17 protein-coding genes and 1 riboswitch are annotated in these 14,015 nt (G+C 40.6%); of the genes, 13 read left to right on the top strand and 4 right to left on the bottom strand.

All coding sequences use genetic code 11. The features are described from left to right. The first annotated feature begins 105 nt into the window (after positions 1-105). The 8 genes from BMZ41_RS10780 to BMZ41_RS10750 all read left to right on the top strand — a co-directional run bounded on the left by BMZ41_RS10780 (position 106) and on the right by BMZ41_RS10750 (position 8,509). Positions 106-747 carry a bifunctional 4-hydroxy-2-oxoglutarate aldolase/2-dehydro-3-deoxy-phosphogluconate aldolase gene (locus tag BMZ41_RS10780; RefSeq protein WP_090168700.1) on the top strand — a complete coding sequence of 214 codons (642 nt, stop codon included), beginning with the start codon at positions 106-108 and terminating at the stop codon, positions 745-747. Further along, positions 747-1,820 (top strand): mannonate dehydratase, encoded by a 1,074-nt coding sequence (uxuA, locus tag BMZ41_RS10775; RefSeq protein WP_090529567.1) that lies wholly within the window; start codon positions 747-749, stop codon positions 1,818-1,820. The genes BMZ41_RS10780 and uxuA overlap by 1 nt, the downstream gene beginning before the upstream one ends. A 4-nt stretch (positions 1,821-1,824) precedes the next feature. Next, positions 1,825-3,321, top strand: a complete 1,497-nt coding sequence (locus BMZ41_RS10770; protein WP_090529563.1) for a mannitol dehydrogenase family protein — start codon at positions 1,825-1,827, stop codon at positions 3,319-3,321. Next, positions 3,318-4,718 (top strand): glucuronate isomerase, encoded by a 1,401-nt coding sequence (uxaC, locus tag BMZ41_RS10765; protein WP_090529560.1) that lies wholly within the window; start codon positions 3,318-3,320, stop codon positions 4,716-4,718. Before BMZ41_RS10770 ends, uxaC begins: the two co-directional genes overlap by 4 nt. Before the next feature lie 14 nt (positions 4,719-4,732). Further along, on the top strand, positions 4,733-5,830 hold the full coding sequence (locus BMZ41_RS10760; RefSeq protein WP_090529558.1) for a sugar kinase: 1,098 nt from the start codon (positions 4,733-4,735) through the stop codon (positions 5,828-5,830). A gap of 306 nt (positions 5,831-6,136) precedes the next feature. Next, positions 6,137-6,277 (top strand): hypothetical protein, encoded by a 141-nt coding sequence (locus tag BMZ41_RS15670; RefSeq protein ID WP_176754513.1) that lies wholly within the window; start codon positions 6,137-6,139, stop codon positions 6,275-6,277. Between the two features lie 164 nt (positions 6,278-6,441). Further along, the gene (locus tag BMZ41_RS10755; RefSeq protein ID WP_028246151.1) at positions 6,442-7,329 is read left to right on the top strand and encodes a DUF3737 family protein; all 888 of its coding nucleotides are present in this window, start codon (positions 6,442-6,444) and stop codon (positions 7,327-7,329) included. Positions 7,330-7,342: 13 nt separating this feature from the next. Then, positions 7,343-8,509 (top strand): MalY/PatB family protein, encoded by a 1,167-nt coding sequence (locus BMZ41_RS10750; protein ID WP_090529555.1) that lies wholly within the window; start codon positions 7,343-7,345, stop codon positions 8,507-8,509. On the opposite strand, the gene BMZ41_RS10745 is transcribed toward BMZ41_RS10750, so the two are convergent. The 4 genes from BMZ41_RS10745 to BMZ41_RS10730 all read right to left on the bottom strand — a co-directional run bounded on the left by BMZ41_RS10745 (position 8,506) and on the right by BMZ41_RS10730 (position 10,586). Continuing rightward, the gene (locus BMZ41_RS10745; RefSeq protein ID WP_090529552.1) at positions 8,506-9,582 is read right to left on the bottom strand and encodes an NAD(P)H-dependent flavin oxidoreductase; all 1,077 of its coding nucleotides are present in this window, start codon (positions 9,580-9,582) and stop codon (positions 8,506-8,508) included. The two genes, BMZ41_RS10750 and BMZ41_RS10745, sit on opposite strands and share 4 nt — an antisense overlap. Before the next feature lie 133 nt (positions 9,583-9,715). After that, on the bottom strand, positions 9,716-9,970 hold the full coding sequence (locus tag BMZ41_RS10740; RefSeq protein ID WP_015550141.1) for a hypothetical protein: 255 nt from the start codon (positions 9,968-9,970) through the stop codon (positions 9,716-9,718). A gap of 15 nt (positions 9,971-9,985) precedes the next feature. After that, the gene (locus BMZ41_RS10735; RefSeq protein WP_015550140.1) at positions 9,986-10,345 is read right to left on the bottom strand and encodes a type II toxin-antitoxin system HicB family antitoxin; all 360 of its coding nucleotides are present in this window, start codon (positions 10,343-10,345) and stop codon (positions 9,986-9,988) included. Then, positions 10,332-10,586 (bottom strand): type II toxin-antitoxin system HicA family toxin, encoded by a 255-nt coding sequence (locus BMZ41_RS10730; RefSeq protein WP_015550139.1) that lies wholly within the window; start codon positions 10,584-10,586, stop codon positions 10,332-10,334. The genes BMZ41_RS10735 and BMZ41_RS10730 overlap by 14 nt, the downstream gene beginning before the upstream one ends. 183 nt (positions 10,587-10,769) lie before the next feature. Further along, a riboswitch (TPP riboswitch) is annotated at positions 10,770-10,871 on the top strand. A gap of 73 nt (positions 10,872-10,944) precedes the next feature. Here BMZ41_RS10730 and thiE point away from each other — a divergent pair. The 5 genes from thiE to BMZ41_RS10705 are packed head-to-tail and all read left to right on the top strand — an operon-like array spanning position 10,945 to position 14,010. Further along, entirely contained in the window at positions 10,945-11,574 is a 630-nt protein-coding gene (gene thiE, locus BMZ41_RS10725) for a thiamine phosphate synthase (RefSeq protein ID WP_090529549.1), read from the top strand. Between the two features lie 11 nt (positions 11,575-11,585). Then, on the top strand, positions 11,586-12,461 hold the full coding sequence (gene thiD / locus BMZ41_RS10720; RefSeq protein WP_242870667.1) for a bifunctional hydroxymethylpyrimidine kinase/phosphomethylpyrimidine kinase: 876 nt from the start codon (positions 11,586-11,588) through the stop codon (positions 12,459-12,461). Then, positions 12,385-12,579 carry a sulfur carrier protein ThiS gene (thiS, locus tag BMZ41_RS10715; protein WP_028246147.1) on the top strand — a complete coding sequence of 65 codons (195 nt, stop codon included), beginning with the start codon at positions 12,385-12,387 and terminating at the stop codon, positions 12,577-12,579. Before thiD ends, thiS begins: the two co-directional genes overlap by 77 nt. Positions 12,580-12,582: 3 nt before the next feature. Then, the gene (gene thiF, locus BMZ41_RS10710) at positions 12,583-13,215 is read left to right on the top strand and encodes a sulfur carrier protein ThiS adenylyltransferase ThiF (RefSeq protein ID WP_090529546.1); all 633 of its coding nucleotides are present in this window, start codon (positions 12,583-12,585) and stop codon (positions 13,213-13,215) included. A 27-nt stretch (positions 13,216-13,242) separates the two neighbouring features. Continuing rightward, positions 13,243-14,010: a thiazole synthase gene (locus tag BMZ41_RS10705; protein ID WP_090168721.1), complete on the top strand. Its 768-nt coding sequence runs from the start codon at positions 13,243-13,245 to the stop codon at positions 14,008-14,010. Positions 14,011-14,015: the final 5 nt, after the last annotated feature.

Here is a 14,015-nt window from a genome sequence, read left to right as displayed (position 1 = left end):
AACAACTTTTGCAATGTGCACAACAAGTCACACAATACTAATCGTTAAATTACTATTTTATTATCTAAGTATATTAAAGTATTTGCGGAATATAAGGAGATAATAATGTACGAGGAATTAAAAAATAAGTTTGAAGAGATAGGAATTATTCCAGTTGTGGTTTTGGAAGATGCGAAAGATGCCCACGCACTTGGTCAGGCATTGATGGACGGTGGTCTTCCAGCAGCAGAGGTTACTTTTAGAACAGATGCAGCAGAGGAAGTTATTAAGATTCTTACACATGATTTCCCAGATATGCTTGTTGGGGCAGGCACAGTTCTTACTTGTGAGCAGGCAGATAAGGCTATTGCAGCAGGAGCTAAGTTCATCGTTGCTCCAGGCTTTAATCCACATGTGGTTAAGCATTGCCTTGAGAAGGGTTATCCAGTTACTCCAGGTGTACAGACTCCTGGAGAGATGGAGCAGGCAATGGAACTTGGCTTGGACTTTGTAAAGTTCTTCCCAGCTGAGCCAGCAGGTGGCCTTCCAATGATTAAGGCTGTAGCTGCTCCATATACAAAATTAAAATTCATGCCAACAGGCGGAATCAATAAAGATAATGTAAAAGAATATTTAGCATATAACAAAATCGTAGCCTGTGGTGGTACTTGGATGGTTAAGGGCAACCTTATCTCTGATGGCGATTTCGAGAAGATTAAGGAATTGACACACGAGGCAGCGGAAATCGTTAAGGAGGTTAGAGCATAATGGAAATGACACTTAGATGGTACGGAAAAGATTTTGACACCGTGTCATTGGAGCAAATCAGACAGATTCCTGGGGTTAAGGGAGTAATCACTACCCTTTACGATACAAAGCCAGGAGAGGTTTGGAGCCGCGAGAGAATCAAGGCTATGAAGGACGAGGTTGAGGCAGCAGGCCTTAAGGTATCAGGTATCGAAAGTGTAAATGTTCACGAGGATATCAAGCTTGGAAAGCCAAGTCGTGAGCAGCTTATTGATAACTATATCGAGACTTTAAAGAATCTTGGTGAGGAAGATATTCACCTGGTTTGCTACAACTTTATGCCAGTATTTGACTGGACTCGTACAGAGCTTGCTAGAAAGAGACCAGACGGTTCTACCGTACTTGCCTATACACAGGAGGCTGTTGATGCACTTGTTCCAGAGGAGATGTTCAACTCTATCGCAGGTGATACAAACGGAGCTGTAATGCCAGGCTGGGAGCCAGACAGACTTGCTCATGTTAAAGAATTATTTGATGAATACAAAGATATTACTGATGAGGATTTATTTGAAAACCTTAAGTATTTCTTAGAGAGAATCATGACAGTTTGTGACAAGTACGACATCAACATGGCGATTCATCCAGATGATCCAGCATGGCCAGTGTTTGGACTTCCTAGAATCATCATCAATAAAGAAAACATTCAGAGAATGATGAAAATGGTTGATAACCCTCACAATGGCGTCACCTTTTGCTCAGGTTCATATGGTACAAACTTAGAGAACGATTTGCCAGATATGATTAGAAGCCTTAAGGGAAGACTACACTTTGCACATGTTCGTAATCTTAAGTTCAATTCACCTACAGATTTCGAAGAGGCTGCACATCTTTCTTCAGATGGAAGCTTCGACATGTACGAGATAGTGAAGGCTTTATATGATATCGGCTTTACAGGACCTATCAGACCAGATCACGGTCGTATGATTTGGGGGGAGAAGGCAATGCCAGGTTACGGCCTTTATGACAGAGCCCTTGGTGCAACATATATTAACGGACTTTGGGAAGCAATCGATAAGAGCAGCAAAAGGGGATAGAGACATGAAATTAACAAATGAAGGATTGAAGGATAGAAAAGCATGGGAGGAAAAAGGCTACAAGCTCCCAGAATACGACAGAGAAAAAATTATCGTAAATACGAAGGAGAATCCAGTATGGCTTCACTTCGGTGCAGGTAACATTTTCAGAGCCTTTCAGGCAAATGTAGTTGAGGAACTTTTAAATCAGGGTGTGATGGATAAAGGACTCATCGTTGCAGAAGGCTATGATTATGAGATTATCGAAAAGTACAACAGACCATGTGATGACCTTAGCATTCTTGCAACACTTAAGGCTGATGGAACTGTTGAGAAAAGAGTTGTTGGTTCAATTGTTGAATCTTGCATTTTAGATGAGGAAAACGAAAAGGAAATCTCAAGACTTCGTGAGATTTTCCGTGCACCATCTCTTCAGATGATTTCATTTACAATCACAGAGAAGGGCTACAAGACAAGAGCCTATATGAATAAGGTGGTAGGTCTTCTTCTTGAGAGATTCAACGCAGGCGCATTACCACTTTCAGTTGTAAGTATGGATAACTGCTCACACAACGGAGACAAGCTTAAGGAAGCTGTTCTTGACATAGCAAAGGAATGGTTCAAGGATGGAAAGTGCGAAACAGATTTCATCGCATATCTTGAGGATTCATCAAAGGTAGCATTCCCACTTTCGATGATTGATAAAATCACTCCACGTCCAGACGACACAGTTAAGCAGATGCTTATTGATGACGGTGTTGAGGATGCTGAGCCAATCGTTACAACAAAGAATACCTATGTTGCCAACTTCGTAAATGCGGAGGAGACAGAGTACTTGGTTATCGAGGATTTATTCCCTAATGGTCGCCCAGTTCTTGAAAAGGGTGGAATCATTTTCACAGATAGAGAGACAGTAGATAAGACAGAGAAGATGAAGGTGTGCACATGCCTTAATCCGCTTCATACAGCACTTGCTGTTTTTGGATGTCTTCTTGGATATAAGACAATCCATGATGAGATGGATGATGAAGATTTAAAGAAGCTTGTTACAAAGCTTGGTAAGGAAGAGGGAATGAAGGTAGTGGTAGACCCTAAGGTATTATCACCAGATAAATTCCTTGATGCTGTTCTTACAAAGCGTCTTCCAAACCCATTTATGCCAGATACACCACAGCGAATTGCCTGCGACACATCACAGAAGCTTCCAATCCGTTTTGGTGAGACTATCAAGGCTTACAGAGGAAATTCATCCCTTACAACAGAGTCGCTTAAGGTAGTGCCAGTTGTATTGGCTGGTTACTTAAGATATTTGGAAGGCGTTGATGATCAGGGAAATGTTTTCGAGCAGAGCCCAGATCCACTTCTTAATGAGCTTAAAGATCTTCCAGCTAAGGATGTATTAAAACGTAAAGACGTATTTGGTGTCGATTTGTATGAGGACACTATGGCAAAGCGTGTTCTTGAAATCTACTCAAATATGAAGGGTGTTGGCAATGTAAGAAAGGAATTGGAAGCAGTATGATGAAATTTATGGACGAAGATTTCCTTCTTCAGAATCCTACAGCCAAGGAACTTTTCGCGGCTGTTAAGGATGAGCCGATAATTGATTTTCACAACCATTTGAATCCTCAGGAAATCTATGAGGACAAATGCTTTGATAATATGACGGAAGTTTGGCTTGGTGGCGACCACTACAAGTGGCGTGCCATGAGAGCCAACGGTGTTTCAGAAGAGCTTATTACTGGAGATGGGGCTCCTTTTGATAAGTTTGTGGCATGGGCAGATACTGTGCAGAATTTGATTGGTAACCCTCTATACCACTGGACTCATTTAGAACTTCAACGATACTTTAATATAACCACACCACTGAGCCCAGAAACAGCTAAGGATATTTGGGAGCAGTGCAATGCGAAGTTGCACACTCCGGAATTCTCAGTACGTAACCTCCTAAGAATGCAAAATGTATCTGTCCTTTGCACCACAGATGACCCCGCAGATGATTTAGAGTGGCACAGAAAGCTTAGAGAGGATGGATTTGAAATTAAGGTTCTTCCATCCTTCAGACCAGAGAAAGCAGTAGGCATCGAAAAGGAAGGCTTCGCTGATTATATTTTCAAACTTTCTATGGTTACTGGCAGAAGAATCTATGATGTGAAGACTTTGCTTGAAATTCTTGGAGAGCGCCTTGAATTCTTTATTGAGAATGGATGCCGAGTTTCTGACCACAGTTTGGAAAATACCTTCTTTGTTCCTACTACCTATGAAGAGGTAAATGAAATCTTCATGGATAGAATCAATGGAAAGAAGGTTTCTGAGGAAGCTGCTGGTAAGTATCACGGCTATATGTATACAGAGCTTGCCAAGCTTTATGCTAAGCACGACATTGTTATGCAGCTTCACATTGGTGCAATCAGAAATAATTCTGAGCGTTTCTTTAAGAAGCTGGGACCAGATACTGGCTTTGATGCTCTTAACGACTTTAATTATGCTCCACAGCTTGCAGCACTTTTGTCAGCTATGGATTTAAATGACGAATTGCCAAAGACAATTCTTTACTGCCTTAATCCTAAGGATACAGAAATGCTTGCCGCAATGGCTGGTACCTTCTGCAGTAATGAAAAGGGAATTAAAGGTAAGGTACAGCTTGGTGCAGCATGGTGGTTCTGCGACCACAAGAATGGAATGGAAAAGCAGATTGAGGCAACCAGTGATGCAGGACTTATTTCTACATCAGTTGGAATGCTTACAGATTCGCGTAGTTTTCTTTCCTTCCCACGCCACGAGCTCTACCGCCGTATCCTTTGTAACAAAATTGGAGCGTGGGTAGAGAACGGAGAGTACCCAAAGGATGATACGTATTTACGTAATATGGTAAAGGGTGTCTGTGGCCGTAATGCAGTAGAATATTTTAAGTTTTAGATGAGGTGTTATAAATGGACTTGAAGATTAAAGACAAAAAGGATTGTAAGTATGATGCAGTTTCTCTTGGAGAAGTAATGTTACGCTTCGATCCAGGTGAGGGAAGAATTAGAACTGCAAGAGAGTTTAAGGTTTGGGAAGGCGGCGGAGAATACAATGTTATTCGCGGACTTCGCAGATGCTTTGGTATGAACACAGCAGTTATTACTGCTTTTGCAGATAATGAGGTTGGTCATCTTGTGGAGGATTTCATTCTCCAGGGTGGTGTGGATACTTCACTTATCAACTGGAAGAAGACAGATGGTATTGGTCGTGAGTGCAGAAATGGACTTAACTTTGTAGAAAGAGGATTTGGTATCCGTGGAGCACTTAGTGTTTCTGATAGAGCAAACACAGCTATCTTTCAGGCCACAGATAAGGACTTCGATTTTGATTATATCTTTGGTGAGCTTGGAGTCAGATGGTTCCACACAGGTGGAATTTATGCAGCTCTTTCTGAGCAGTCTGCAGAGACTGTTGTAAAGGCAATCAAGACAGCAAAGAAGTATGGCACAATTGTTTCTTACGATTTAAATTACCGTGCATCTATGTGGTCAGCTATCGGTGGTCAGAAGAAGGCACAGGAAGTAAATAAAGAAATTGCAAAGTACGTTGATGTAATGATTGGCAACGAGGAAGATTTTACAGCATGCCTTGGTTTTGAGATTGAGGGCAATGATGCAAATCTCAAAGAGCTTAATGTGGATGGATATAAGAAGATGATAGATGAGGCTGCAAAAGTTTATCCAAACTTCAAGGTAGTAGCCACAACACTTCGTACTGTTAAAACAGCAACAGTAAATGACTGGTCTGCACTTTGCTGGGCAGATGGACAAATCTTCAAGGCAAAGGATTATAAGGGGCTTGAGATTCTTGACCGTGTTGGTGGTGGAGATTCATTTGCTTCAGGTCTTGTTTATGGTCTTATGACTACAGGAGATGCAGCAAAAGCAGTTGAATATGGAACAGCACACGGTGCACTTGCCATGACTACACCTGGTGATACTACTATGGCTACATGTGCTGAAGTAGAGGCAATTATGGGCGGAGCAGGTGCCAGAGTTAAGCGATAAAATAGACAACTAATATAATTATTCCATATATAAAAAGTACTTGTGTCAAAATGACACAGGTACTTTTTCAATTTATAGAAAAACAATTGTCTGAAATTAGTTTCCATTGAACGCCGGTATATCAAGCGTTTGACATACTGTCAGGCGCAACCGGTTTCCGAAAACGTTTTCACAGAATTCACAAATTGTTCACAGTATTTGTATAGACAAATCCCCATTTAGCGCCTATTATAAGGATGTTCGCGGGACAACTTACATAGAATGGGCGAGCAAAATATAAAATATAACCCGGGGAGGAAGAAGAGAATGGCAGTAGGTGAAATCATTAAATGTACTGGCGCAGAAGATTTGTACAGAAGAGCTGAGGATTTACAGCTCAAGGGGATTCAAACTGAGTTTGTTGCTAGAAATACATTAAAGGTTGTTGGTATTAGATCAAATAAATAATGCTATTCGGGAGATGCCTGAAAGGGCATCTCTTTTTTTCGTTGTAAATAATTTGATTAGTATTTAATAATTTGTTAATAAATATTTAAGGCAATTTAATTTTACAAAACCAAATTTTGATGATATACTCAAGAAGAGTTATATTTATCTTGGAGGAAATAAAAATGAAAGAATATAGACAGCAGTTTTTTAAGGGAGAACGTGCTCTTTATGCAGAGGATGGGGCTTGTATCTACGATTCGATATTTGATGAGGGAGAATCTCCTTTAAAGGAAAGTAAGAATATCGAAGTCTATGATTCTCAGTTCAAATATAAGTATCCTATCTGGTATTCAAATAATGTCAAGGTAGAGCGATGTAATTGGCTTGAGATGGGCCGTTCGGGTGTATGGTACACAAACGATATCTACGTGAAGGATTCATTTATCACAGCACCAAAGAATTTCCGTCGCTGCGATGGAGTTACACTTGAAAATGTTCAGCTTACAAATGCTGAAGAGACATTCTGGAATTGTAAGAATATCAAGCTTTCTAATGTTTATGCAAAGGGAAGCTACTTTGCTATGAACTCAGAAAATATCGAGATTGATGGATTCAAGCTTGATGGCAATTACTCTTTCGATGGAGCAAAAAATATTACTATAAGAAATTCGGTGTTGCTTTCAAAGGATAGCTTCTGGAACACAGAGAATGTAACAGTTTACGATTCATATATTTGTGGTGAGTACCTTGGATGGAATTCAAAAAATCTTAAATTTGTAAATTGTACAATCGAGAGCTTGCAGGGCTTTTGCTACATTGATAATCTTGAAATGGAAAACTGCAAGTTGATAAATACAACACTTGCCTTCGAATATGTTGATAACGTAAATGCGAATATTACTACAAAGATTGATAGTGTATTCAATCCAATTAGCGGCACAATAACAGCGCCTGAAATTGAGCATCTTATTGTGGAGCCAGATTTAGTTGATCCATCAAAGACTGTCATCAACTGCAAACAGATTGGAAAGACAGAAGAAATCGTCGAGTGGCGTAGAGACAGAAAATAGGAGACTGGAATTAATGGGAAAATATAATTTTGATGCAGTAGTTAACAGACGTGGTACTGATTCAATGAAGTGGGATGTGGCTGAAAATGAGCTTCCTATGTGGGTGGCAGACATGGATTTTCAGACTGCTCCAGAAATCATTGAGGCACTTCAGAAACGTGTGGCAGAGGGTGTCTTCGGATATACTGATGTCAATGACGATTGGTATGAGGCATATATTAACTGGTGGAAGAATCGTCACGACTTTGAGATTGACCGCCAGTGGTTGATGTTTTGTACAGGTGTTATTCCTGCTATTTCATCCATCGTTCGAAAGCTTACTACATCAAATGAAAAGGTAATTATTCAGACTCCTGTATATAATATTTTCTTTAACAGCATTATCAATAATGGATGCAGACCTTTAGAGAACCCTTTGCATTATGAGGACGGAATCTTTAAAATGGATTTTGAGGATTTGGAAGAAAAAATGTCAGATCCTCAGGCCAGTCTTATGATTCTTTGTAATCCTCACAATCCAGTTGGTAAAATCTGGAGCAGGGAGGATTTGGCAAAGGTTGGAGAGCTTGCTGCAAAATATGGCGTTACAGTTATTTCAGATGAAATTCACTGTGACCTAGTAGAGCCAGGCAAGGAATATGTTCCTTTTGCCAGTGTCTCTGACACCTGTAAGGATGTGAGCATCACTTGTATTGCTCCTACCAAGACATTTAGTATTCCAGGTATTCAGACAGCAGCTATTTTTGTTCCTAACAGATTTTTACGTCATAAGGTTTGGCGCGGAATCAATACCGATGAGGTGGCTGAGCCAAATGTATTTGCGGCCCATGCAGCTGTTGCAGCTTTTAATCATGGTGGTCAATGGCTTGATGAATTAAGAGAATATCTATTTGAAAACAGAAGAAGAGTGGAGGCATTTGTGGATGAAAATATCCCTGAACTTCATGTTGTGAGAGGCGATGCTACATATCTTCTTTGGATAGATGTTAGCAAACTTGGCATCTCAAGCAAGGAGCTTGCAGCCCACATCAGAAAGGAAACAGGTCTTTATCTCTCAGCAGGTACTGCCTATGGCGGACCGGGAAAGGACTTCCTTCGCATGAATGTAGCCTGCACAAAGGCCACCCTGGAGGATGGCCTTGAACGTTTAAAGACTGGAATTGAAATAATATCGATTTAAACTGCATTCATACAGAGTTTATATTCGTCGATTAGTTCGTCAATTAAATCTTTGACAGTTGTAATTTCGTTAATGCGGAAGGCGTTTTCTCCACAAAAGAAAAGGCCTTCTTCTTTATTGCCTTCAACAGCTGCGATAAGTGCACGGCTGATACAATAAGGGATTTTATCTCCCTTTGGACAAGCCTTTAGGCAGCCGTTACATCTTTTGGCAAAGAAGCTTTTGCCTTCCTCTAAGCTTTGAAGCATAGGGGTAAATACTGCTCTGGCAGGCATTCCTACAGGACTTTTGATAATCTTAATATCTTCTTCCTTTGCATCTACTAAAATTTCCTTGAAAGCAGTGGAAGCATCGCATTCCTCTGTGGCTATAAATCTGGTGCCAATTTGCACACCATCTGCGCCGTTTTTAATGGCCTCTGCAATGTCCTTTCCAGTGAAAATTCCTCCACCAAGGAACACTTTAATTTTCTTTTTGAACTGTTCTTCAAAAGGCTTGATAGCCTCAAGGACTTCCTTAAGGATGTCGATGTTGTCCTGGCAGGTATTATTATTTAAATCGTCAGCAGAAAAGCCTAAGTGACCGCCGGCCTTGTGACCTTCTATAACGATGAAATCCGGTATAGACTGAGCCTTTTTTGCAAAGGTTCTACAAAGGAGCATGGCAGCTTTTGCGCTTGAAACTATAGGAGCGTACAAGGTGTTACTTCCCTTCACAAGCTCTGCAAGATTAAGTGGCAGACCAGCACCTGAAATGATGGCATCTGCCCCGGCTGAGATAGCAGCCTTTACAGTCTCTTCGTAGTGGCTCACAGCCACCATTATATTTACGCCGATAAGGCCATTTCCACCGGCAATTTCTTTAGCCTTTCTAATATGCTCCTTCAAAGCTCTGATATTAGCCTCGAATGGATTTTGTAAAAAATCAGGTTCTTTAAAACCAATATTTACTGAGCTGATGACACCCATGCAGCCCTGCTTTGCCACATTTCCAGCAAGATTTGAAAGAGAAACACCTACGCCCATTCCACCTTGTATTATCCCATGGGCTAACTGTTTTCCATTGATTTCCATAACATAGTCTCCATTTTAAAATCAATCAATATTACAATAGTTCAAAAATATTAGTTAAAACTTTTGAGATAATACACCTAAAATGTTGAGTTGTCAAGATAATTGGCAATAATGGACAAGTGTGGCGTAAAAATTATTTGATAAATATATTTTCATTTTTAAGCTTGTATAAAATTAGCTCAAAAACATAGGGGGGCATAGCTCGTTTGGCCTGCTCCCAATCTCTCATGGTGTTATAGGGGATATGAAGATATTCACATAATTCTTTTCTATTCATGCCAGTAGAATATCTAAGTAATCTAAAAGCCTGGGCTGACTTTTCTTTGTCAGATGGAGCTTTTAAGATTTCAATTGCAAGTGTATCAAGATTTTCTAATTTATCATCCATAATAATTTCCTAATATTAAGAATATAAAGCATCATTTTTAGTAAGCAGGTATAGGCAATATTGGTTCATGCTTATGCCCTCAGCTTTAGAGTGGTCTGCAAGGGATTTGTGCAAACTTTTTGGAATTCTGAGTTTAAACTGACCAGAGTAATTGTTAATTGAGTCTGGTAAAGGGATTTCATTTCCTTCCTCAAGATTTGCATGTAGCCATTCCTTTTTTGCATCCATGGCATTTGCTATAGCTTCATCCATAGTTTCCCCCATAGAGAGGCAGCCGGGAAGCTCAGGAAAAGAAACAACAAATCCCCCTTCGTCAGTGTCTGGGATTATTTCCATTTTGTAAGGAAGTTTCATGTACTCATCAAATTTTTTCATGTTTGGATTCCTCACTTTCTATTAGTTCCTTAACTATTTGAATATAAACTTTCTTAATAGGAATATGCTTTGGAATAGTGATGATAGGATAGCCTTTCTTTCTGAAAGTAAAATGACTACTTCCAGATTTAGGAGCCTTCATTTCATATCCATAGCTTTCTAATACTTTTTGTAATTCTTCAAATCTTATGTCTGGATCTAAAGAAAGAATCTTTTTTAGTAGTTTTTCCCATTTAGACATACTTATCTCCTTTATTATAAAATGGTGTCATATATGGTGTCAATATAAATTGCTGCATTGCGGTAGTAATTATAATAAATTTTAGGATGATGTCAATATATTGTTTATTAAGGTAAAGATAATTCTCCATTTTAAAAATATATGTTGCAAATTCTTCAGAGATAAGGCATTATATTGAGGAACTAAATAGACGGGAGCTTGTAGACAGGCTGAGAGGAAGGTGTGACCTTCGACCGAGAACCTGATTTGGATAATGCCAACGTAGGGATGCCGTGCGTAACGTAAATTACATGGAGACCATTTGAGAAATCAGGTGGTCTCCTTTTTTAATGCGTAACCAGCCGGAGTGGAGGGAATAATGGAATTTAATACTGAATTGTACTTTATTACAGATAGTACCCCATACGATAGGGAGGAGTTTCTGTTTCGTGTGGAGGAGGCGCTGAAGGGGGGAGTGACCCTCATGCAGCTGAGAGAGAAAAACAGAACCACAAGAGAATACATAGAGCTGGCTGAGGCAGTGCATGAAATCTCAAAAAAATATAATGTGCCTCTGATTATTGATGACAGGGTGGATGTAATGCTGGCGGTGGATGCTGAGGGTGTCCATGTTGGCGCTGAGGATATGCCTCTTGCCCTGGCAAGAAAAATCATTGGCCCTAATAAAATACTTGGAGCCACTGCAAAGACTGTGGAGGTGGCAAAGGCAGCCTATGAGGCTGGCGCAGATTATTTGGGGGTGGGTGCTATTTATCCGACTACCACGAAGGTAAAGACCATCATCACATCCACAGAGACACTGGATAAGATCTGTCAGGCGGTGCCAATTCCTGTAAATGCCATCGGTGGACTAAATCCTTCAAATATGGATGTGCTTAAGGGAATCGACATTTCCGGCGTCTGTGCAGTGTCAGCAATAATGAAAGCAGATTCACCTATGGTGGCTGCCACAGAAATGAAGAAAAAATTTGTGGAATTAAGAGCATAAGGAGAAGAAAAATGAAAGTCGTTTTATCTATCGCAGGTAGTGATAGCAGCGGTGGAGCAGGAATTCAGGCGGATCTCAAAACAATGACAGCCCACGGCGTGTTCGGTATGACGGCAATTACAGCCATGACTGCCCAGAACACTACAGGGGTAAGTGCCATTGTGGAATCAAGCCCAGAATTCCTTGGAAAGCAGATCGATGCCTGCCTTACAGATATCCCTGCCGATGCTGTAAAAATCGGAATGCTTCCATCACCAGAGCAGGTGAGACTGGTAGCTAAAAAGCTAAAAGAGTACGGAGTCTCAAATATCGTCGTAGACCCTGTAATGGTGGCAACAAGCGGAAGCAGACTAATGGAAGAAAATACATCGCAGGTTATGGCGGACAATCTTTTTAGCATAGCTACTGTAATCACTCCGAATATTCCGGAGGCTGAATGTCTGGTAGAACGCAAGATTTTTGATAAGGCAGGGATGGAAAAGGCTGCAAAAGAATTAGGAAATGAGTACGGCTGCAGCGTACTTATCAAAGGCGGACATAGCGTGGAGGATGCTTGTGACCTGCTTTATGAAAATGGTGTAATCACCTGGTTTGAAGGAGAGAAAATTGATAATGACAACACCCATGGAACAGGCTGTACATTATCAAGTGCCATTGCATCAAACCTTGCACTGGGATACACACTTAAGGAATCTGTGGAGCGTGCAAAGGAATATATTACAGCTGCAATATCAGCAGGCTTGAACTTAGGACAGGGTTCTGGCCCTTTAAATCATATGGTTGGAATAAAAAGTGAAAAAGGAGAAAGAGATGGTTCAGGTAAATGGACAAGCATACGAAGTAGCAGGGAGGACTGTAGAGAGTCTTCTGCTGGAATTGGAGTATGACTTTAGAACTATAGCTGTGGAGCTAAATGAGGAAATAATTCCTAAGGCAACACTTGATCAGGTGATACTGAAGGAGGGAGATGTGCTGGAGGTTGTTAGCTTTGTTGGAGGGGGCTGATAAATGGTTACAAAGGAAGAATTTTATCAGGCTCTGACTAATAGGCATGGTATAGAAAATCAAAAGAAATTTGATGATGCTACCGTGGCAATCTGCGGTCTGGGAGGACTTGGTTCAAACATAGCAATATGCCTTGCTAGAGTGGGTATAGGAAAACTGATTTTGATAGATTTCGATACTGTGGATGTGACTAATCTTCATCGTCAGCAATACAAATTTAATCAGGTGGGAACGCCAAAAACTGATGCACTAAAGGAAAATCTTTTGGAGATAAATCCCTTTATCAAAATAGAGACTCATCTGGTAAAGCTCACAGAGGAGAATACTCCATCACTCATTAAGGATGCTGATGTAATCTGTGAAGCATTTGATAAGCCAGAATGCAAAGCAATGCTGGCGGATATCGTATTTACGAATTATCCCGATAAATATCTGGTATCCAGCTCTGGTATGGCGGGCTTTGGAAGTGCAAATGAGATAGTGACAAAGAAAATTACATCCAGATTTTTCATCTCAGGTGATGGGGTAAGTGATGTGAATTCGGGCATTGGGCTTATATCATCAAGAGTGATGGCATGTGCGGCTCATGAGGCCCATATGGCTCTTAGGATATTGACGGGAGAGACTCAGCCTTAGTTTATACATAATGTGAAAGGATTAAAAATGGAAAACGACAAACTGGTAATCGGTGGAAAAGAATTTGATTCAAGATTTATTCTTGGCTCAGGAAAATATTCAATGAAGCTTATCGAAGCTGCAGTGAAGGATGCAGGAGCGCAGATTATTACTCTTGCAGTAAGACGTACAAACACTAAGGAGGAAGAAAATATTTTGGATTATATTCCAGATGGGGTAACACTTCTTCCAAACACAAGCGGAGCTAGAGATGCAAAGGAGGCTGTTAGAATCGCCCGCCTTGCAAGAGAGCTTGGCTGTGGTGACTTTGTAAAAATTGAAATTATGAGAGATAGCAAATATCTCCTTCCAGATAATTATGAAACAATCAAGGCTACAGAAATACTTGCAAAGGAAGGCTTTGTGGTAATGCCATATATGTACCCAGATTTAAATGTGGCAAGAGAATTACAAAATGTTGGTGCAGCTACAATCATGCCACTTGCTTCTCCAATCGGTTCAAACAAGGGACTTGCCACAAAGGAGTTTATCCAGATTTTGATAGATGAAATCGATCTTCCTATCATCGTGGATGCCGGAATAGGAAAGCCATCTCAGGCTTGTGAAGCAATGGAAATGGGAGCCGCTGCTATCATGGCAAACACAGCCCTTGCTACAGCAGGAGATTTGACAATGATGGCATCAGCCTTCAAGGATGCTATCGAGGCTGGACGAAAGGCATATCTTGCAGGTCTTGGACGCGTTCTAACAAGAGGTGCAGCAGCTTCAGATCCTCTTACTGGATTTTTACATTAGGAGGC

It is taken from the genome of Pseudobutyrivibrio sp. UC1225, assembly GCF_900115215.1.
Lineage (GTDB): Bacteria > Bacillota > Clostridia > Lachnospirales > Lachnospiraceae > Pseudobutyrivibrio.
Note: the sequence above shows the minus strand (reverse complement) of the source record. Positions and strands in the feature narration are given on the sequence as shown.